General features: G+C 31.7%; 21 protein-coding genes. 14 read left to right on the forward strand and 7 right to left on the reverse strand.

The window, feature by feature from the left end; all coding sequences use genetic code 11:
• Window positions 1–95: 95 nt before the first annotated feature.
• The gene (locus LQ688_RS04305; RefSeq protein WP_070045153.1) at window positions 96–674 is read right to left on the reverse strand and encodes a CYTH domain-containing protein; all 579 of its coding nucleotides are present in this window, start codon (window positions 672–674) and stop codon (window positions 96–98) included.
• A gap of 135 nt (window positions 675–809) precedes the next feature.
• Here LQ688_RS04305 and LQ688_RS04310 point away from each other — a divergent pair, with 135 nt between their 5' ends.
• The 7 genes from LQ688_RS04310 to fabI all read left to right on the forward strand — a co-directional run bounded on the left by LQ688_RS04310 (window position 810) and on the right by fabI (window position 7,678).
• Window positions 810–1,166: a UPF0738 family protein gene (locus LQ688_RS04310; RefSeq protein ID WP_016999373.1), complete on the forward strand. Its 357-nt coding sequence runs from the start codon at window positions 810–812 to the stop codon at window positions 1,164–1,166.
• A gap of 5 nt (window positions 1,167–1,171) precedes the next feature.
• Window positions 1,172–1,807 (forward strand): GTP diphosphokinase, encoded by a 636-nt coding sequence (gene yjbM / locus LQ688_RS04315; RefSeq protein WP_016999372.1) that lies wholly within the window; start codon window positions 1,172–1,174, stop codon window positions 1,805–1,807.
• Between the two features lie 12 nt (window positions 1,808–1,819).
• The gene (locus tag LQ688_RS04320; RefSeq protein WP_016999371.1) at window positions 1,820–2,623 is read left to right on the forward strand and encodes an NAD kinase; all 804 of its coding nucleotides are present in this window, start codon (window positions 1,820–1,822) and stop codon (window positions 2,621–2,623) included.
• Window positions 2,624–2,626: 3 nt separating this feature from the next.
• Window positions 2,627–3,469 (forward strand): RluA family pseudouridine synthase, encoded by an 843-nt coding sequence (locus LQ688_RS04325; RefSeq protein WP_070045152.1) that lies wholly within the window; start codon window positions 2,627–2,629, stop codon window positions 3,467–3,469.
• A 50-nt stretch (window positions 3,470–3,519) separates the two neighbouring features.
• Window positions 3,520–4,902 carry a magnesium transporter gene (gene mgtE, locus LQ688_RS04330; protein WP_016999369.1) on the forward strand — a complete coding sequence of 461 codons (1,383 nt, stop codon included), beginning with the start codon at window positions 3,520–3,522 and terminating at the stop codon, window positions 4,900–4,902.
• A 10-nt stretch (window positions 4,903–4,912) separates the two neighbouring features.
• Window positions 4,913–6,754 (forward strand): cation:proton antiporter domain-containing protein, encoded by a 1,842-nt coding sequence (locus LQ688_RS04335; RefSeq protein WP_064204861.1) that lies wholly within the window; start codon window positions 4,913–4,915, stop codon window positions 6,752–6,754.
• Between the two features lie 150 nt (window positions 6,755–6,904).
• Complete coding sequence (fabI, locus tag LQ688_RS04340) at window positions 6,905–7,678, forward strand: enoyl-ACP reductase FabI (RefSeq protein ID WP_016999367.1); 774 nt, start codon at window positions 6,905–6,907, stop codon at window positions 7,676–7,678.
• Window positions 7,679–8,086: 408 nt separating this feature from the next.
• Here fabI and LQ688_RS04345 read toward each other — a convergent pair whose 3' ends face one another.
• Window positions 8,087–9,199 (reverse strand): AI-2E family transporter, encoded by a 1,113-nt coding sequence (locus tag LQ688_RS04345; RefSeq protein ID WP_017000866.1) that lies wholly within the window; start codon window positions 9,197–9,199, stop codon window positions 8,087–8,089.
• A gap of 361 nt (window positions 9,200–9,560) precedes the next feature.
• On the opposite strand from LQ688_RS04345, the gene LQ688_RS04350 reads away from it, so the two are divergent.
• From LQ688_RS04350 to LQ688_RS04360, 3 genes are all read left to right on the forward strand, one after another.
• Entirely contained in the window at window positions 9,561–11,120 is a 1,560-nt protein-coding gene (locus tag LQ688_RS04350; protein ID WP_275589820.1) for an alanine/glycine:cation symporter family protein, read from the forward strand.
• Between the two features lie 78 nt (window positions 11,121–11,198).
• A complete protein-coding gene (locus LQ688_RS04355) occupies window positions 11,199–11,948 on the forward strand; it encodes an alpha/beta hydrolase (protein ID WP_017000864.1) in 750 nt (249 codons plus the stop codon).
• A 35-nt stretch (window positions 11,949–11,983) separates the two neighbouring features.
• Window positions 11,984–12,490 (forward strand): 2'-5' RNA ligase family protein, encoded by a 507-nt coding sequence (locus LQ688_RS04360; protein ID WP_017000863.1) that lies wholly within the window; start codon window positions 11,984–11,986, stop codon window positions 12,488–12,490.
• Between the two features lie 111 nt (window positions 12,491–12,601).
• On the opposite strand, the gene ltaA is transcribed toward LQ688_RS04360, so the two are convergent.
• The 5 genes from ltaA to LQ688_RS04385 form a co-directional block, all read right to left on the reverse strand.
• A complete protein-coding gene (ltaA, locus tag LQ688_RS04365; protein ID WP_239752643.1) occupies window positions 12,602–13,804 on the reverse strand; it encodes a lipoteichoic acid biosynthesis MFS flippase LtaA in 1,203 nt (400 codons plus the stop codon).
• On the reverse strand, window positions 13,782–14,957 hold the full coding sequence (locus LQ688_RS04370; RefSeq protein ID WP_070045150.1) for a diglucosyl diacylglycerol synthase: 1,176 nt from the start codon (window positions 14,955–14,957) through the stop codon (window positions 13,782–13,784). Before LQ688_RS04370 ends, ltaA begins: the two co-directional genes overlap by 23 nt.
• 107 nt (window positions 14,958–15,064) lie before the next feature.
• Window positions 15,065–15,709 (reverse strand): TetR/AcrR family transcriptional regulator, encoded by a 645-nt coding sequence (locus tag LQ688_RS04375; RefSeq protein ID WP_103268896.1) that lies wholly within the window; start codon window positions 15,707–15,709, stop codon window positions 15,065–15,067.
• 9 nt (window positions 15,710–15,718) lie between these two features.
• Window positions 15,719–16,852 (reverse strand): ABC transporter permease, encoded by a 1,134-nt coding sequence (locus LQ688_RS04380; protein WP_103268897.1) that lies wholly within the window; start codon window positions 16,850–16,852, stop codon window positions 15,719–15,721.
• On the reverse strand, window positions 16,845–17,561 hold the full coding sequence (locus tag LQ688_RS04385; protein ID WP_017000858.1) for an ABC transporter ATP-binding protein: 717 nt from the start codon (window positions 17,559–17,561) through the stop codon (window positions 16,845–16,847). The genes LQ688_RS04380 and LQ688_RS04385 overlap by 8 nt, the downstream gene beginning before the upstream one ends.
• A 130-nt stretch (window positions 17,562–17,691) precedes the next feature.
• Here LQ688_RS04385 and LQ688_RS04390 point away from each other — a divergent pair, with 130 nt between their 5' ends.
• The 4 genes from LQ688_RS04390 (at window position 17,692) to LQ688_RS04405 (ending at window position 22,019) form a co-directional block, all read left to right on the forward strand.
• Window positions 17,692–19,176, forward strand: a complete 1,485-nt coding sequence (locus tag LQ688_RS04390; protein ID WP_070045147.1) for a UDP-N-acetylmuramoyl-L-alanyl-D-glutamate--L-lysine ligase — start codon at window positions 17,692–17,694, stop codon at window positions 19,174–19,176.
• Window positions 19,166–19,405 (forward strand): YueH family protein, encoded by a 240-nt coding sequence (locus tag LQ688_RS04395; protein WP_017000856.1) that lies wholly within the window; start codon window positions 19,166–19,168, stop codon window positions 19,403–19,405. The genes LQ688_RS04390 and LQ688_RS04395 overlap by 11 nt, the downstream gene beginning before the upstream one ends.
• Window positions 19,406–19,418: 13 nt before the next feature.
• Window positions 19,419–20,981: a peptide chain release factor 3 gene (locus LQ688_RS04400; RefSeq protein WP_064204869.1), complete on the forward strand. Its 1,563-nt coding sequence runs from the start codon at window positions 19,419–19,421 to the stop codon at window positions 20,979–20,981.
• 216 nt (window positions 20,982–21,197) lie between these two features.
• On the forward strand, window positions 21,198–22,019 hold the full coding sequence (locus LQ688_RS04405) for a TerC family protein (protein ID WP_026023726.1): 822 nt from the start codon (window positions 21,198–21,200) through the stop codon (window positions 22,017–22,019).
• Window positions 22,020–22,045: the final 26 nt, after the last annotated feature.

Consider the following 22,045-nt stretch of genomic DNA (forward strand, 5'->3'; position numbering starts at 1 on the left):
AATTTCACCTTTTCTTGCTTATTTCAATCTTGATAATATTAATATAACATGTTCTTATATATTTAAAAGTAATTCGACTTGTAATCAAAACAAATTCATGTTGATTGACTTTGGGCGTCAAAAAAGCGTTTCACTTTGTTATCTGGTTTACGATTTTCAATTTGATGTTCAGCAAGTAGCTCTAAAAAGGCTTCTTTTCCTTTATTATAGTCTGTTACTTCAAATTCCAATTCGAAATCTTCTTTCCCTAAATATTCGCTATGATCTAAAACGAGAAGGCCTGTATCTAGGCTTTTTTCTAATCTATATGTGGTTAAGTCGCCCAAGAGCTTTAGTTCATTTAAGGGAACTTGTTGTTTATTTAATATTTCAGAAATATTTTTTGGTAAAAAATGTTTGTCTAACGGTTCATTTATTGGTGGTAAACTGTCTACTACTTCGTTGTACTCTAGTAAACCCACTTTTTGTGGTACTTTTAAAGTCATTTCATATTGCTTGTTTTTCTCACGTATTCTTAGTGCCATTTTTTGAGAAATGATATCGTGGTTTTCTGTATCTATGTAGTGATTTGTTTGTTTAAAAGGTTCGTTTTGTTTAAAATAATATTGTTTTAATGATGAATATTCTTCTCGAGTAAGTAAATTTTTAAACTCTATTTCTAATTCTTGTCCCATTGTCTTTAACACTTCCTTTAATACTATTATTATAGAAGATAATAGGTTAAACAAGTAATTATGTAAAAATAGAGTCATGTTATGAATCTTTAAATTAAAATGTGTTAAAATGAATGGGAATAAGGAGGAACAGTCATGCGTATTTATGTAAATGAAATTAAAATTAATGATAATCAAATACAATGTTATACTGACCAACCAACTGATGGATTAAAGCCGGCTGAACATATGATTGTTGATAGCGATAATCTTGCGTTTGTATATATGCTAGACAGTGGGGAGCAATATGATTATTTATTATTTGTCGAAGAAACATGGTCAATGATTCACGAGAATTTTGATAAAGAGGTCATCGTGAACGATCATTTAATATTAACTTCATTTAAAGAAGAAATGGAATTTTTACTAGACAACATCGCAGATAATCACAACTATGGTAAAGCATTTGTCGCTTCTGTAGAAGAAGCATTTGAATTAAACAAAGCGGAGTGATGGTTATGAATCAATGGGACGAATTTTTGGCACCATATAAACAAGCAATTGACGAGTTGAAGATTAAATTGAAGGGGTTACGTAAACAATACGAATCTTTAGATAGACCTTCGCCAATAGAATTTGTTACAGGTCGCGTAAAGCCAATTTCAAGTATTATTGATAAAGCAAATCAGCGTAACATACCTTTCGATAGATTAAAGGAAGAAATGTATGATATTGCAGGTTTAAGAATGATGTGTCAATTTGTTGATGATATAGATGTTGTTGTGGAATTACTAAGACAACGTCAAGATTTTGAAGTGGTAGAAGAACGAAACTATATTCAATACACTAAAGAAAGTGGATATCGTTCATACCACGTCATCATAAGCTATCCTATTGAAACATTACATGGTAAGACAACTGTTTTGGCTGAAATACAAATTAGAACGTTAGCAATGAATTTTTGGGCAACAATTGAACATACTTTAAGATATAAGTATGACGGTGCTTATCCTCCAGAAATAAGGAATAGGCTTGAAAGAGCAGCAGAAGCAGCATTTTTATTAGATGAGGAAATGTCTGAAATTCGTGAAGAAATTCAAGAAGCTCAAAAATATTATTCTAGACAGAAAAGCAATAAACATAATCATGATTGAGGGGTGAATGCTGTGAAATATAATATTTTGTCAAAAGGTGACTCTAAGTCTAATGCGTTAATGTACAAAATGAAAAACCATATGACTGATTTTAATATGGTTCAAGATGAAGAATCTCCTGATATTGTAATTTCGGTAGGTGGAGATGGTACATTATTGCAAGCATTTCACCAGTATAGTCACATGCTAGGGGATGTAAGTTTTGTCGGCGTACATACAGGACATTTAGGTTTCTACGCTGACTGGCTACCGCATGAAGTTGAAAAACTTATTATTGAAATTAATAACTCTACATATCAAGTAATAGAGTATCCATTGTTAGAAGTAATTGTTCGTTATAAAAAGGGTGGATATGAAACAAGATATCTTGCTTTGAACGAAGCGACAATCAAAACAGATGATGGTGCGACATTAGTTGTGGATTTAGTATTGAGAGGAGAACAATTTGAACGCTTTAGAGGTGATGGTTTATGCGTATCTACACCGTCTGGCTCAACTGCTTATAATAAAGCATTAGGTGGTGCTTTAATACATCCATCTTTAGAAGCAATGCAAATTGCAGAAATCGCGTCTATAAACAACCGAGTGTTTAGAACAGTTGGATCACCACTAGTATTACCTAAACATCACGTTTGTCACATACATCCAGTTAATCAAGATACATTACAAGTTACGATTGATCATGTTAACGTTAAACATAAAAATATTGAGTCTATACAATATAGAGTTGCAAATGAAAAAGTGAGATTTGCTAGATTCAGACCTTTCCCATTTTGGAAAAGAGTGCATGATTCATTTATCTCAAATGAGGATTAACATATGAAAACTTTACAATATAATGCAACATCGACTATGTTGTTAAAGACATTTTTATATGACAAAGGCATATCTAAAAAGAGTTTAAGCGCCATTAAGAAAAATGGTGCTTTATTTGTTAATGGGGAACATGCAACTGTAAGAAAAGTATTAGAACAGGGGGATAAAGTAGAAGTATGTTTACCGAATGAAACGCCAAGCATTAATTTAGAGCCTTGTGATATTACATTAAATATATTATATGAAGACGAATGGTTAATTATAGTGTCTAAACCAGCTATCATTAATACAGCACCTTCGAGAGAACACCCGCACAATAGTTTAGTTGAAGCGGTGCTATACCATATGAATAAAAATGAAGAACAAACAATACCACATATCGTTACACGTTTAGATAGAGGGACAAGTGGTATAGTTATATTTACGAAACATCAACTATTGCACCATATGATGTCACAAACGGTTATTAATAAATATTATTTAGCAATTGTTCATGGTTTAGTGCAACGAAAAAGTGACGATATCATTGCACCTATAGCGAGAGCGAGACATTCTATTATAGAAAGAGAAGTTTCTGATTCGGGAAAATTTGCGCATACATATTACGAATTATTGAACCAAAAAGATACGCGCTCATTATTAAAATTACAATTATTTACCGGAAGAACACATCAAATCCGTGTTCACCTTTCACACATTGGCCATACTATTGTAGGAGATAATTTGTATGGTTCTGATGAAACAGCTTACTCTCACCAGCTATTACAATGTCATGTTGTGGAATTTGAACACCCAATTACGAAAAGAAAAATTTATATTGAAGATGATGTCCATTATCACTTATAATACGTAGATGTGCTATAATGAATTGAATTTTTTAAGAGGAGGTGGCAAGATTGGCAAACGAAAATAATGAGCAATATGTCGAAGATGAAGCATTTGATAAAGAACAGTTAGATGCTTTATTAGAGAACAATGATATTGATCAATTTCGAGAAGAATTTTTACGCTTACATACTTATGATCAAGGTGAATACTTTGAAATATGTGATGACACCTTTAAGCAAAAAATATATCAATTTCTTTCACCTAATGAAGTTGCGGATTTCTTTGAAACCACTGAATTAGATGACGAAGAATATGAAGAAATATTTCAAAATATGAATGCCAATTACGCGAGTGAAATGTTAAGTGATATGTCTTACGATAACGCAGTAGATATTCTAAACGTGTTATCTAGGAATAAAGTTGCCACTTTGCTCACGCTTATGAACCGGGAAGACGCACGTGAAATTAAAGCGTTACTTCATTACGAAGAAGATACTGCCGGCGGTATCATGACAACAGAATACATTTCAGTTTATTCTACAATGTCTGTAAAGGAAGCTATGTTTTATGTAAAAGAACAAGCGCCTCAAGCAGAAACAATTTACGTTATTTTTGTTGTAGATGAGAATAAAAAACTAGCTGGTGTCATTTCACTACGTGATTTAATCGTCGCAGAAAACGACGCATATATCGAAGAAATTATGAGTGAACGTGTAATTAGTTCTAATGTAGCAGATGACCAAGAAGACGTAGCTCAAACGATGCGAGATTACGATTTAATTGCATTACCTGTTATTGATTATCAAGATCATTTATTAGGTATTATAACAATCGATGATATTTTAGATGTTATGGATGAAGAAGCAAGTGAAGACTACTCTAAATTGGCCGGTGTGTCTGATATAGACTCTACTAACGATACTGTGTTTCAAACAGCAATGAAACGTTTACCTTGGTTATTAATTTTAACAGTATTAGGTATGATTACAGCATCAATACTAGGCCAATTCGAAGAAACCTTATCTCAAGTAGCTTTATTAGCAGCTTTTATCCCAATAATTAGTGGTATGAGTGGTAACTCAGGCACGCAATCTTTAGCCGTTTCAGTACGTAATATATCCACAGGGGAAATTGATGAGCAAAGCAAATTCAAGCTCGCTTTACGTGAATCAGGCTCCGGTTTATTAACTGGTTTCTGCTGTGCACTTAGTTTATTTCTAATTATTATTTTATTATACAGAGAGCCAGTTTTGGCGTTGATTGTTTCCATCAGTCTTACAATTGCAATGACAGTTGGTACATTAATGGGAGCAATCATACCTATGTTTATGAATAAAATGAATATAGATCCTGCAGTAGCAAGCGGCCCGTTTATAACGACAATTAATGACATTATTAGTATGTTAATATATTTTGGTTTAGCAACTGCATTTATGTCATATTTAATATAAGGAGAAAAATATGGAACATTCTAGTTTTACTTCGCTAGTAATAGTGGTAGTAGCAGCATTTTTAACCCCTATACTAGTCAATAGACTTAAAATATCTTTCTTACCTGTAGTCGTAGCCGAAATTATAATGGGGATTATAATTGGTGATTCTTTATTTGGTCTAGTTAAAGAGGATGCTTGGTTATCCATTTTATCTACACTTGGATTTATCTTTTTGATGTTTTTAAGTGGTTTAGAAATTGATTTCAATGCATTTAAGTCAAAGAAACATTCAGAAGATGAAGAAGCGAATAAAATTCCAAGCAATTTATCTTTAATGACTATCGTCTTTTCAATGATTATGATTTTATCTATATTTTTAGCATTTGTATTTAAATGGACAGGTTTAATCGATGATGTTTTACTTATGGTTATTATCATTTCAACAATAAGTCTAGGCGTAGTTGTTCCAACGCTTAAAGAAATGAATATTATGCATACGAGCATAGGTCAGTTTATTTTACTAGTAGCAGTTGTAGCAGATTTAGTAACGATGATTCTATTGACTGTTTACGGTACGATAAACGCAAAAGGTGATTCACCGCTATGGTTAATAACGATTTTAATCGCATTTGGAATTGTATTTTACATAATTGGTGGCTATTTCATTAAATCACCGTTCTTAAAAAAGTTAACTTCAGGAACAACACAAATAGGGATAAGAGCAGTATTTGCACTTATTATACTATTGGTTGCTTTAGCTGAAGGCGTAGGGGCTGAAAATATACTTGGTGCCTTCTTAGCAGGTGTTATTGTTTCATTGCTTGGTCCAGATCAAGATATGATAGAGAAATTAGATTCATTTGGATATGGTTTTTTCATACCAATATTCTTTATCATGGTCGGTGTAAATTTAAACATACCTTCTTTAATAAAAGAACCAGGCTTGTTGCTTATCATACCTTTATTGTTTATTGCTTTCTTAATTTCAAAATTAATACCAGTAAGTATTATTGGAAAATGGTATGATATGAAAACAACAATTTCATCAGCATTTTTATTAACATCAACACTTTCTCTTGTAATTGCAGCTGCTAAAATTGCTGAACAATTAGGCACTATTTCACCTGAAATCTCAGGTATACTTGTGTTAAGTGCAGTTATAACATGTGTGTTTGTACCAATAGTATTCAAGAAGTTATTCCCAATACCAGAAGAAACTAAAGTAATTGTTAAAGTAAGTTTCATTGGTAAAAACCAACTGTCTATACCAGTTGCTCAAAGTATTCATTCACACATATATCAAACGACTATGTTCTTTAGAAAAGACTTAGCTGATCATCGTAATTTAGATGAAAGTATTAAAACACATGAGTTAGATGATTATGTTGAAGAAGAACTAATAGAGCTTGGGTTATTTAAATCAGATATCATTGTTTGTTCTGCAAATGATGATGCTATTAATAAAAAAGTAGCTTTAATGGCTCATAAACATGGTGTTAAACGAATTATTTGTAAGCAAGAAAACATTTCAGAAGATGATGAATTACACGATAAGAACATTGAATTCTTTAGTAGTTTCTTAAGTAATAAGATATTACTTAAAGGTTTAATTGAATCTCCAAACGTACTGAACTTATTAAGTAACGTAGAAACATCACTATATGAAATCGAAATGAAAAATCACAGTTACCACAATGTGTTATTACGTTCATTTCCTTTTGCAGGCGATATCATTTTCGTACGAATTATTAGAGGAAAAGATTCAATCGTACCGCATGGTGATACAGAATTACAATATGGAGATAAACTGATTGTTACAGGTTCGAAAGAATATGTATCAGAACTAAAACAAGATATGGAATTCATTTGATTTAAAGTGAAAATGAGGAGTGAAACTTGCTTCTCATTTTTGCTTTTTTCTAAATGAAAATAAAGGTATTATGCTTGTCAGGTGGTATGACCAGTGGTATCATTACCAGTGAATGTAAAGAATAATATACATATTAAAGGAGTTAAATGAATGTTTAATTTAGAAGGAAAAACATATGTCATTATGGGTATTGCTAATAAGAGAAGTATTGGTTTCGGCGTAGCAAAAGTATTAGATGAACTTGGTGCTAAATTAGTATTTACTTACAGAAAAGAACGTAGTAAAAATCAACTTGAAAAATTATTCGACGAACTAAAAAACCAAGATGAAGCATATTTATATGAATGCGATGTTCAACAAGACGATCACGTTGTAAATGCTTTTAAAGAAATAGGCGATAAGTTCGGTAAAATAGATGGCGTTTATCATTCAATTGCTTTCGCTAATATGGAAGATTTACGTGGTAGATTTAGTGATACAACAAGAGAAGGATTCTTACTTGCACAAGACATCAGTTCTTATTCTTTAACAATTGTTTCAAGAGAAGCTAAAAAACTTATGCCTGAAGGTGGCAGTATCGTTGCTACTACATACTTAGGCGGAGAATTCGCTGTTCCTAACTATAATGTTATGGGCGTAGCTAAAGCAAGTTTAGAAGCAAATGTTAAATATTTAGCAAGTGATTTAGGCGCAGATAATATCCGTGTTAACGCAATTTCTGCAGGACCTATCCGTACTTTAAGTGCTAAAGGTGTAGGTGGATTTAACTCTATCCTTAAAGAAATTGAAGAACGTGCGCCATTACAACGCAATGTAGACACAGAAGAAGTAGGTAAAACAGCTGCTTACTTGCTAAGTGATTACTCTAGCGGTGTAACTGGTGAAAATATTCATGTTGATTCAGGTTATCATATCGTAAAATAATTATTAGTTTGGGAAGTATACTAGTCTCATAAATAGTGCTCACAATTCGTTGTTGTTTAACCTTCGAATTGTGAGTTTTTATTTATATGAAATGATATTTAAAATGGGAGAGAGATTTCGTAACCCCGCCCCGGTCAGGATGACTAGGATTGAAAAAAGCTTGATATAAGTGCATTTTCAATTTAATTAGCTACTGCCACTATAATAAAGAGGTCTGATACATTGTAATGTTTCAGACTTAAATGCAAAAATACAGGCCGATAAAATAAATTATCGACCCGCAAACGCAAAAATACAGGCCGATAAAATAAATTATCGAACCGCAAAATGAATATAGCTTGAAAGAAGGGCAGCGTACACTAAAAAAGCCGAAACACGAACGCCGTGTTTCGGCTTTTTAAATAGTCATTATTTTAAATCATTATCTACTATTGGATCATCTTCTACCGTTCTCGATGCTGTTGAACTTATTGATTGTCTATGTGTGTATACATTTCTAACAATTGTCTTAATAACAGCATAAGTTGGTACAGCAATTAAAATAGCTACGAATCCTCCTAAATTACCAGCTGCTAATATAACAGTAATAATTGTTAGGGGATGAATGCTTAAAGTCTTACCCATAATATTTGGTGTAATAACATTACCTTCTAATTGCTGACAAATTAACGTAATAATACTTACCCATATAAACATCACTGGGTCTTGAATTATTGAAATAATGGCTGCTGGTATGAAAGCTAACCATGGTCCCAGGAATGGTATCATATTAGTTACTAATGCGAGCAAGGCAAGTAATAGAGCGTAGTCTAAGCCTACAAATGTATAACCGATATAAAGTAAGACACCTAAGATTAAACTGACTGTTACTTGGCCTTGTATATAAGCTTGTAGCGTTTGGTTAATGTCTTTACATAAATTAACTACGAACCACTTTGTACGTCCTCTAAATGGTTTAGCGATAAACGGGATAAATCTTTCATGATCTTTCAACATATATATTAAGAAGAAAGGTACTAAAATTAATAAGAAAAGTGTTGATACTAATGAAGATATATATCCAAATAAGTTTGAAAGCATATCTGTCACAATACCACTAATACTTTCTATAGAGTCATTAATTTTTTGAGAAATGTTATCTGGTAGTCTATCTCTTTGTTGTAAAGCATAATCTACTGCATTTTGTACTTCACGCTGGATGTAAGGCATGTTTCTAATTAAATTGTTAATTTGATCTGTTACTAGAGGTGCAACTATAGAAATGAACAACATAATAACGAATACTAATGCAATCATTAAAATAGTGATGCTGCCCCATCTAGGTATTTTTCTTTTTTCTAACATTTTTTGGAATGGTAAACAAATATAGAATAAGAAACCACCTAATAATAAAGGTAATAAAATCGATTGAACAATAACAATGATTGGATAAAAAATCTGATTAATTTCCATAAATACTTTTATGATTAGAAATGTTAGGAGAATGGCGATTCCTGAACGGAACCAAGCTTTATTTAACAAGAGCGTACCTCCTTTAATCTAGTTTTGTATACCATTATATTATAAGCGAAAAATGAAAATTGACAATGACAATTGGAAATACTTTTAAATCTATATTCGTAAATTAATCTATATTAATTTTAAGTTGTACGGATTAGAATAAATATTAATCTTTCATGAATAGAAAGTTAATAGTATTTTAAACTATATTAATATAAAAAAAGATTAAATCAACAAAGAAAACGCTTACAAATATTATAATTATTAAGTGAAAAAATATATTGATTGTGTTTTTATACATGGTATAATCATAACAAGATAATTTCCGAATTTTCAGAATTCAGAAATTATCTTACAGGCTTACAACAAAGGGGAGATTATTATGGAATCTATTGTTAGCTTTGCCAATGATATAGTGTGGAGTAAAGCCCTTGTATATGGTTTATTACTTACAGGAATTTTATTCTCATTTATGATGCGATTTTTTCAAATTAGACATTTTAAAGAAATGATAAGGTTAATGTTTCAAGGGGAAAAATCACCTACAGGTATTTCTTCATTCCAAGCGATAGCAGTTTCATTAGCTGGTCGTGTTGGTACTGGTAATATTGTAGGTGTTGCGACAGCGATTTTCATCGGTGGTCCTGGTGCAGTATTTTGGATGTGGGCAACCGCGTTCTTAGGTGCTAGTTCAGCTTTCATCGAATCAACGCTCGGCCAAATTTATAAAAGAGAAATTAAAGGTCAATACCGTGGGGGTCCTGCTTACTATATAGAAACTGGTATAAAGGGTAAAGCAGGAAAAATTTACGCAGTTATTTTTGCACTTGTTACAATACTTTCAGTAGGATTGTTATTACCTGGTGTTCAATCAAATGCGATTGCCTCTTCAATGAAAAATGCATTCGGTTTGAATGCGTGGATTATAGCTATTGTTTTAGCAATATTACTAGCGTTAATTATTTTTGGTGGTATTAAATCAATTGCAAATGTAGCAACGACAGTTGTTCCGTTTATGGCTATTATTTACATAGGTTTTGCAATATTAATTATTATTCTTAATATAGATGCAGTTCCTTCGTTAATTGCGCTTATATTTAAATCAGCCTTTGGAGCTGAAGCAGCATTTGGTGGTATATTTGGTGCCATGATTGAGATAGGTGTAAAGCGTGGACTGTACTCAAATGAAGCAGGTCAAGGTACTGGGCCTCATGCCGCTGCTGCAGCAGAAGTTTCACATCCAGCAAAACAAGGATTAGTACAAGCGTTCTCTGTATATATTGATACATTATTAGTGTGTACAGCAACAGCATTAATGATTTTAATGACTGGTACATTTAATACTACAGATGGTGCTACAAATAAAGATGGATCGCCACATTTAATTCATGATAATGGAATTTATGTAGAAAGTGCTGATGGTAGTAAAGATGTGAGTGGTACAGCAATGTATGCACAAGCAGGGATAGATAAAGCATTCTCAGGAGATGACTACACATTTAGTCCAGGCTATTCTGGAATAGGTTCATATTTCATCGCATTAGCGTTATTCTTCTTTGCTTTCACAACTATACTCGCATATTACTATATTGCAGAAACCAACGTCAGCTTTATAGTCCCCTCCGACAAGCAGAAAATATGGATAAATCTTGTGCGGGTAGTGCTCATAGCTGCCACAATTTATGGTTGTGTTAAAACGGCGGATGTAGCATGGATGATGGGTGACTTAGGTGTTGGTATGATGGCGTGGTTAAATATTATTGCAATATGGATACTACACAAACCAGCATTACGAGCACTTAAAGATTTCGAAAGGCAAAAGAAAGAAAAAGGTTCAGGAAAATATGCAATATATAGACCCGATCCAAATGAAGTTCCAGATGCAAAATTTTGGCATGAAGATTATCCAAAACGTTTAAAAGAATTTGATATTAAAGAATAATTTATAAATATCAAACGCTTTCAAATATGCGCTCTCTACTGTACAATGTATTTATATGTATAGTTGGGAGCGTTTTTTATGGATAAAAAAGTAGGTCTAGTTGATCAAATTAATTTAGAAAGTAAATTTTTAGAAAGGGAAGTGACAGTCTCAATCTATTTACCCAAAGATTATACAGATTTGTATAAACATCATGTGATTATTACTTTTGATGGTCGTGATTTCTTCCAATTCGGCCAAATACATCGAACGTATGAAAAGCTAAGATCTGCGAATCAAATAGATAAAGCAATCATAGTAGGTGTTCACTATGAAAGTGTCGAAGAAAGAAGAAAAGAATTTCATCCAGATGGTTCGCATAGAAAAGAAATGTCAAAATTTGTTGTGAAAGAGCTTTGTCCTTATATTGATAAAACATTTTCTACGTTGAAAGTGGGAAATGCTAGAATACTATTAGGCGATAGTTTAGCAGCAAGCATTGCTTTATTAACAGGTCTAGAATACCCACATCATTTTAGTCAACTAGGTTTATTTAGTCCAATGATTAACGATACCGTTACAGAAAAATTTAAAGCGTGCTCATCATTAGGGTTGTTAAACATTAAACATTATATTGGAAAAGAAGAAAATCATTTTAAACTGATTAGTGGCAATTATGCTGATTTTCTTACGCCAAATAGAGCTTTTAGTGAACTTTTACAAAAATATAACATAACTTACGAATATAGAGAATTAGAGGGTGGGCACACATGGAAAACATGGAAACCACACTTAGAAGACATGTTAAGTTACTTTTTAAGTCATCAAAAACAGAAAAGTTTGATATAATAAAATAGAAGACAAACAAAGGAGGAAGTATCATTATGAAATTAGGCATCGTACTTATTCCATCAAAACCATTCCAAGAAGCAGTGAATGCTTATCGTAAAAGATACGATAAACACTATGCGTTAATTAGTCCGCATATTACTATTAAAGAAAAGTTTGACATTGAAGACAATGAACTAGACAAAGTTAAAGATAGACTTGCGGAAACTGCTAAACAACATCAACCAGTAAACATTCAAGTATCAAAGGCGTCTAGTTTTACGCCAACTAAAAACGTAATATACTTTAAAGTAACAAAAACAGATGAATTAGAAGCATTGTATAATGAATTTAATAATAGTGAATTCTATGGTGAAAGCACACATCCATTTGTCCCACATTTTACAATTGCACAAGGTCTTTCTAGCCAAGAGTTTGAAGACATCTTTGGGCAAGTTAAAATGGCTGGTATCAATCATTCAGAAACAATTGATACTATTAAATTAATGAAACAAAATGACGATGAAACATGGTCTGAAGAAGCATCTTATACATTAGGATAAAATTAAACAATATAAGACATAATTATATTATTTAAACAGATTATTCTAGAACTTAATTGTTCAATAAAAAAACAGAGGATATTCCACTTAAAATGGATATCCTCTGTTTTTTTATATAGTATTTGATCTTTTCTTTCTTCGGACATTTAAAAAGTATATACCATAAAATAAAGCTAAGAATAAAAAAATTAAACTTGAAGCATAAATTGTATAGTATACGTCAGCGAATATTTCTGAAATAACGCCACCTAGTATAGGTCCAATCATCGTACCAAAACCTTGTACGCTGTTGAATACACCCCATGTTTCTTCTTGTACTTTTGTATCTATATGACTAGCCATAAATGTATTCCATGCTGGCAATAATAGGCCGTAAATCGCACCGATTAATAGGGCGATTGTTATAACAATAAATAGCTGTGTTAATAAAGTTAATCCAAAAATAAATGAACTGTAAGCTAAGAAGCCTATAAAAATAATGATATGAGTAAATACTTTAGCGTATTTATCCATCAGTTTTGAAAAGAATAGCATCGAAATTGTACAACCAATACCACCAACTATCAAAATAATCGTATATTCTAAGGTTGTTACACCCATATGTTTAGTTGCGTATGTTGGTAATATTGGAACAAGCATTCCTATTGAAGCACCTTGTAAAAATATACCTGGGAATAATAATAAATGTCTCTTTGTAACATCTACAATTTCTGTTAATTGTTTTTTTACAGATTTATTTTCATAATCAGTCAATTGTACTTTAACAAAGTAGAACAATACCCAAGCGACTAATACACATATTGCCATCATAAATGAAAATTTAGTTGGATGTAATTTGAATAATAAATTCATAAATATCATACCTGAAAGCATACCGACTAACCAACTAAAGTAAACATAACCCATTTGTTTACCACGTGATGATTCTTCTACGCTTGAAAGCATAATCACCCATATAGGACTGACTGCAATTCCGAGTAAAATAGCACTCAGAATATAAATAACAGGTGATGGGAAGAAAATAATTAATGCTAAACTTGTAAATGCTAATAAAAAACCACTAGTTAAGATTACAGTTGGACCGAATCTTTTTAATAGAAAACCAATTACGAAATTTGTTAACGCGTCACTTATAAAATGTAAAGAAATTGCTGTAGAAGTAATACCAACAGTCACTTTCGCTGTAGTCGTTGGTAGAAATGGTAAATAACTTAATATATACATACCTCTAGCAAATTCCATCATAAATAAAATGACGAGCATTATCCAAAAATCTTTTTTATAGAATGATTTACCTGATGAAGTATTTGGCATACATAGGGACCTTTCCATAAATTTCATTGTAAGTAAGTGAATCGCTTAGTAATGAAAGTAAATCCTTACAAATTGTTTCAGTTGGTTTTTCTAAATAGTTTTCTTCTAGTAGTTGTGTCATTTCTTTAAGTTCTTCAGGTTGATTTACAAGTGAAATAACTAATTTAGTAGCTTCTTCAGGTGTGTTAGCAACTTTCCCATATCCTTTTTCACTAAAGTATTCAGCATTCTCTAGTTCTTGTCCTGGAGCAGGGTTAAGAAAAATTAATGGTAAGTGTCTAGCAAACGCTTCAGATATTGTTATACCACCAGGCTTCGTAATCATCAGTTGGCTAGAAGCCATCCACTCATTCATATGTTTTGTATAACCTAATATAAGTACGTTTTTATTACCTTTAAAGTATTGAGCTAAATCAGAGCGTAAAGATTTATTGTTTCCACAAATCATGACTACTTGAGAGTCTTTAGCATGCGCATCAATTTTTTCAATCATAGATGAAAAACCTGTAGAAACTCCAAATGCTCCAGCGGACATTAATATAACGCTTTTATTTGGATCTAAATTTTGTTTCATTAACCAAGCATGTCGATTGATAGGTTCTTCAAACTGTTTTGAAATAGGTATTCCTGTAACTCTAATCGATTCTGAGTCGATACCTATTGAATTAAACTCTTCTTTCAAATCTTTAGTCGCTACATAATAGCGATTTGAGTGTGGTGTAACCCAGTTTTTATGCAAACGATAATCAGTCATAACTGTAGCAATAGGTATGTTCAAATTAAATTGTTCAGTCAAAACAGATACTACTGGCGTAGGGAAAGTCAGTAATATTAAATCAGGTTTCTCTTTAATTAGTAAATTTAACAATTTATTTAATCCATAATATTTATAAAAACACTTATCTATTTGTTCAGGACGACTATAGTAGAAAAATTTATACATATTTCTAAAATATTTGAAGCTATTAATGTACCATTGTTTCGCAATAGAAGTCATAATAGGATGTGCTTCAAGAAATAAATCATGTTGAATGACAGTTAAATGATCAAGATTCATTTCACCAAATTGTTTCACAATACTATTCGTTACTTGTAAATGACCGTTACCAAAAGAACCGGTAATAATCAATAATTTTTTGTTTTGAGAAACCATTAGCCACACTCCGTATTTGTATTTATTATCTATGATAGTTTAACGTATTTTCCTTAATTTGTGAAAAGATATTGCATTTATTACATAATCTATACAGTTTCTTATGATTATCTCAACATTTTTATCAATAATTGTTTAGTTAATATGATATTTTTATTTAATTTTGATTTTGAGTAATCTTGAGAAAGTAATACAGGTAACATCACACTAATCGTTTGACTAGCCATCATTCGAAAGGCTAAATCAGCGGGTATATCTTTATCAATTTGATTATTGTCTTTTAAATTTTGAATATATTGAGAAATAGTGGGTCCGATTGATTGCTTAACAACATCAGTCATTATATTACGAAAATCTGTATTATACATTATTTCTCCAAAAATTATTTTTATTATATTTTTATTATTATCAATGAATTTTATTCTATTATCTACAAATGTGTCAATAAATGCATCTAAATTATCACATTTTGATAATTCTGAACTGAATTCTTTTAACACTTCAGGAGCAACTACCGATTTATATAAAGGTAATAATCCTGCATATAATAATTCATTTTTTGTTTTGAAATGTTTATATACAGTGCCTTCAGAAACTTTTGCCATTCTCGCAATGTCTTTTGTCGAGGTATTATAAAATCCACGTTCACTAAATAATACCGTTGCGCTATTTAATACTGCTTTTTGTTTTTCACTTATTTGTGATTGCTTTTTTAGTTGTTCGTTCATAATTTCTTTAATAGAGCGATTCATAATATAAACCTACACTTTCCGATATCTTTTCATACCTAATATATTTAAGACTAGCAACAAGACAAATATTAGGAAGAGAATAATCCAATTCACATATATATCTGATATTTCATAACCTCTGATCATAACGTTTTGGATTGCATCGCCAGCGTAATAAAGCGGCATTATATGTGCAATATATTGCAATGTTTTGTGCATTGAGTCTACTGGTATTATACCCGCAAAAAACACTTGTGGAACAATAGCTAGAGGTATAAATTGAATCATTTGAAATTCAGATGATGCAAAAGTTGATAATAACAAGCCTAAAGTTAAAGCAATAAATGAAATCAATATATTTGTTATAAATACGAGCGCAATATTTCCTTCTGTTGTCATCTGTAATACATATATTGAATAAATAACAATTAATGCTGTTTGAATAACAGCAAATGTACCATAACCAATTATATAACCTATAATAATTTGATATTTCTTAATTGGAGAGGATAGTGTACGGTCAAGTGTGCCTGAAGTTCTTTCTTTCAGTAAGGAAATACCTGAAATTAAAAAGGTAAAGAAAAATACAAAGAATGCAATTAAAACTGGGCTGATTGTATCAAAATAATTCGTATCTTTATTGCCATGCAAATAGTGATTTGATGTTTCAATTTTTTCAATTTTTGGTTTGTCTTGTTGAGGTAAATCTTGTTTTATGTTGTCTGGTAACTTTTTCGTTATTTCACTTAACATTTTACTTTGATTATTTAACGCATTTGTTAACTGATTGATATTTTTACTGACTAAAATTTGATTAACCTTTAACTTTAATTGATTCGTTACACTAGGGTCTGAATTTTCATAAGTAATAGAATACTCGTGATTACTTTCTTCTACAAAACCATCTAGGTCATCATTTTTAAATTTATCTTTTAAATTTTTATAATCATCATATTGAACTGTTTCAATGTTTTTATCATGTAATTGGTTTATTAAATGTTCATTAGCTTGATACGTGCCGATTTTTAACTCTTTAGATTCATCTGAGTAATTAAACAAGAAATAAATTAATGTTAAGATGAGCAGTGGGGCAACGAGCAGAAGCATTAGTGTACGTTTATCTCGCAACACTTGTTTAAATATTCTTGTTGCTATATTAAGCATCTACACCATCTCCTAACTCAAGAAAAACTTCTTCTATCGTGTTGACTTTAAATGATGATTTTATTTCATCAGGTGAACCGTAAGAAATAATATTGCCGTCTCTCATTAATAATAGTCTGTCACATTTATCCGCTTCATCTAACACGTGAGTCGTGACGAGTATCGTTTTTCCTTTATTACGTTCCTCAAATAAATCGTTCCATATAGATTTTCTTAATTTTGGGTCTATACCTACAGTAGGCTCGTCTAAAATTAATATTTTTGGGTTTTGAATAAAACTAATAGCGAGTGAAAGTCTTCTTTTCATACCTCCAGAAAAAGCACTTACTTTTTTCTTGCGTTCATTATATAAATTCACCATTTCTAAAGCACGTTGTATATTAGTTTGTAAATTTTGTTCTTTAGTAATATATAATTTTCCAAAGAATAACATGTTCTCGTAAGCAGTTAAATCTTCGTATAATGCATCACTTTGCGCCATATATCCAATTGAACGTAAAATTTTACGGTTAGGTATGTCCACATCTTCAATCGTAATATTACCTGAATCAATGGCTTCCATTCCTAAAATACATTTTATGAGCGTTGTTTTACCAGCACCAGAAGGGCCAATTAAACCTGTGATACAACCTGGTTCAAAATGTGTTGTCATATCATTTAATATATTAACTTTTCCGTATGACTTAGTTATATTATCTACTTTTATCATTTTGAACACCTCTTTTAATTTAAAAGTGAGTACTCACTCATATTACAACTAGATATATCTTAAGTCAAAACTATAAAATCATATAAAGAAAGTGTATAATAGACCTATTGAAAATAAAGGAGAAATAACGATGAAAGTTGAGACGTTATTAAACAAAATAAAATTAAAGCAAGTTTATGGGAATACAAACCAAGAAGTAAACGATATTACAACTGATTCTAGAACTGCAACTGAAAAATCTATATTTGTAGCCTCCCGAGGTTATACAGTAGATAGTCATGAATTTATCCCTAATGTTATTGAACAAGGGTGTACTGTAATCGTAAGCGATAGATATATTGAATTATCTGAAGAAGTACTATTAATTGTTGTAAAAGATACATTAAAAATAGCAAGTATTTTTAGCCATATAATTTTTGAATATCCAAGCCAAAAATTAAAAACAATAGGTGTTACTGGAACGAATGGTAAGACGACAATAGCAACGATGGTACATCATTTAACTAGAGCGCTTGGTAAAAATAGTGCTTATCTTGGAACAAATGGGTTTCAAATTAATGAAACTGTAACGGAGGGTGTGAACACGACACCAGAAACAGTTACATTAACTAAACATATATCCGAGGCTGTTAAGCAAGAATGTGAAAGCATGACTTTTGAAGTATCTAGTCATGGTCTAGTAATAGGTAGACTAAGAGGCGTAGAGTTTGATATTGCGATATTTTCAAACTTAACACAAGATCATTTAGATTTTCATGGCACAATGGAAGCATATGGTCATGCCAAATCATTATTATTTAGCCAATTAGGCCAAGACTATAGAAAAGACAAATTTGTCATATTGAACGCTGATGATGCTTTTTCTAAAGAGCTAGAGCCGGTTACTCCATTTGAAATATTTACATATGGAATAGACAATGAAGCTGATTTTATGGCTCAAAATATTAATGAATCTATCAATGGCGCGACATTTACTTTAACAACGCCATTTGGTGAATATGAAGTTGAATCTCCGTATTTAGGTAAATTCAATATTCTTAATTTATTAGCGAGCCTTCTTGGTGTTTGGGTGCAAAGTTATGATTTAAAAGAAATCATTAAAGCTGTTAAACAGATGCCCCCAGTTGAAGGACGTTTAGAAGTATTAGATAAAAACCTACCGATTGATTTAATTATTGACTATGCACATACATCTGATGGTATCGATAAATTAATTGATGCTGTAAAACCTTTTGTTAAGCAAAAATTGATATTCTTAATAGGTATGGCTGGAGAAAGAGACTTAACAAAAACACCTGAAATGGGTAAAATAAGTTGTCGAGCAGATTACGTTATATTTACACCGGATAATCCAGCAAATGATGATCCGAAAATGTTAACAGCAGAATTAGCTAAAGGAGCGACACACCAAAACTATGTAGAATTTGAAGATAGAGCAGAAGGTATTAGACACGCTATTGAAATTTCAGAACCAGGAGATACAGTGGTATTAGCATCAAAAGGAAGAGAACCTTACCAAATTATGCCAGGACATATTAAAGCACCTCATAGAGACGATTTAATTGGTCTAGAAGCAGCTTATGAAAAATATGGAGGTAAACCTAGTGAAGATTAGAGAAAGTCATTCTGATAACTTAAAATGCAAAGTTTTTATATATGAGAATAAAAAGGAAGAATACTTTGTTATTTCTATTCCAGATTTATTTTGGTCTATCCAAATCGATTATGACTTATTCGGTGAATCATTAATTGAACATCTATACCTACATTTATTTAATGTATTAGATGAAGAAGACGCAAACGAATTAGCGAATAGAATTAGCCATTGGACATCCGAATTATAAGGAGAAATGAATTGTGACAATAAAAGAAGAAGTAGAAAGTAGAAAAACCTTTGCGATTATATCGCATCCAGATGCCGGTAAAACGACGTTAACAGAGAAATTATTACTATTCGGTGGTGCGATAAGACAAGCAGGTACCGTTAAAGGTAAAAAGTCAGGAAAATTTGCTACGAGTGACTGGATGAAAGTAGAACAAGAGCGTGGTATTTCAGTAACCAGCTCTGTTATGCAATTTAATTACGATCACTATAATATCAATATTCTAGATACACCAGGACACGAAGACTTTTCGGAAGACACATATAGAACATTAATGGCTGTAGACAGTGCTGTCATGGTAATTGACTGTGCTAAAGGGATAGAGCCCCAAACTTTAAAATTATTTAAAGTATGTAAAATGAGAGGAATCCCTATTTTTACGTTTATTAATAAACTTGACCGTATGGGTAAAGAACCATTTGAATTACTTGAAGAAATTGAAAAAACTTTAGAAATTGAAACATATCCTATGAACTGGCCAGTTGGAATGGGTCAAAATTTCTTCGGTATTATAGATAGAGAAGAGAAAACTATTGAGCCATTTAGAGATGAAGAAAATGTACTACATTTAAATGATGATTATGAATTAGAAGAAGATCATCCAATTAAAAATGATTCACAGTTTGAACAAGCTATTGACGAATTGATGTTAGTTGAAGAAGCGGGTGAAACATTCGATAAAGAAATGTTGCTTGCTGGAGAGTTAACACCTGTATTCTTTGGTTCTGCATTAGCTAACTTTGGTGTACAAAACTTCTTAAATGCCTATGTAGACCATGCACCAATGCCAAATGGTAGAAAGACCGAAGAAGGTGAAGTAGTTGATCCATTTGATACAGATTTTTCAGGCTTTATATTCAAGATTCAAGCAAATATGGATCCAAAACATAGAGATAGAATCGCATTTATGCGTGTCGTGAGTGGAGCCTTTGAACGAGGTATGGATGTAACATTGCAAAGAACGAAGAAAAAACATAAAATCACACGTTCAACTTCATTTATGGCTGATGATACACAGACTGTTAACCATGCAGTGAGTGGGGATATAATCGGACTGTATGATACTGGTAATTATCAAATAGGAGATACACTTGTAGGAAATAATCAGAAATTCCATTTCGAAAATTTACCACAGTTTACACCTGAAATCTTTATGAAAGTTAGTGCGAAAAACGTTATGAAACAAAAACATTTCCATAAAGGTATTGAACAATTAGTACAAGAAGGTGCTATTCAGTTGTATAAAACATTACACACGAACCAAATTATACTCGGTGCTGTTGGACAGCTACAATTTGAAGTATTCGAACATAGAATGAAAAACGAATATAATGTTGACGTTGTAATGGAACAAGTTGGTAAGAAAATAGCTAGATGGATTGAAAACGAAAAAGATATTAAAGATAATATGAACTCTAGCCGTTCAATATTAGTAAAAGATCGTTATGATAATTTCGTATTCTTATTTGAAAATGAATTTGCTACAAGATGGTTTGAAGATAAATTCCCAGAAATTAAATTATATAGTTTGTTATAAACAAAAAAACAATGTATAATAACGAAGAAAACTAAATAGACCTACGACTTTGTCGAAGGGGAGTAACTTTAGAATGTAAATTCTAGCATATTATCGTCATTACGAAACGCAAGTTTCCGGTAATATGGGCATGTTATAAATGTTAAGTGAGACCTTTGCCTTTTATTAGGCATGGTCTCTTTTGTTTTGCAAAATAAAAATTGGAGTGTGAGGATGATGGATCCAAGTTTATTGCTCAGCTATGGTTGGGTTTTAGTCGTATTGGTCTTTCTTGAAGGTTTATTAGCTGCAGATAATGCAGTTGTAATGGCAGTAATGGTAAAACATTTACCTGAAGATTTAAGGAAAAAGGCATTATTTTATGGTTTATTAGGTGCATTTGTTTTCCGTTTTATTTCGTTATTCTTAATCAGTTTCTTGGCTAATTTCTGGCCAATTCAAGCAGCAGGGGCACTTTACCTTATTTATATGTCTGTTAAGAACTTAATAGATTTTAAAAAGCATAAAGATAAAGAGATTAAAACGCCCGATGATGTTGAAGAAAGTGATGAGAACTTTACCGAAGAAGAATTCCCTTCTGATAGTGAAGGTCATCATAAATTGAAGAAGAACTTCTGGATGACAGTATTAAAAGTTGAATTTGCAGATATCGCATTTGCTATAGACTCTATGTTAGCGGCATTTGCAATCGCGGTTACATTACCAGCTTTAGGTATTCATTTTGGCGGAATGGACTTAGGACAATTCAGTGTAATGTTCATCGGTGGTATGATGGGTGTAATCATTATGAGATTCGCTGCAACATATTTCGTAGAATTATTAAATAAATATCCGAACTTAGAAGCAGCAGCTTTCGCTATAGTTGGTTGGGTAGGTATAAAGCTACTCGTTATCGTATTAGCACACGATGAAATTGCATTGATACCACATGATTTCCCACATGGTATTGTATGGCAGTCTATTTTCTGGACAGTTTTATTGGCATTAGTGATTATCGGCTGGATTACATCAGTTCGACATAATAAAAAATCTTCATAACTAGTTATTTACGAGGGAGTGAGATA

This window comes from Mammaliicoccus sp. J-M40, from assembly GCF_022386395.1.
Taxonomy (GTDB): Bacteria; Bacillota; Bacilli; order Staphylococcales; family Staphylococcaceae; genus Mammaliicoccus; species Mammaliicoccus lentus.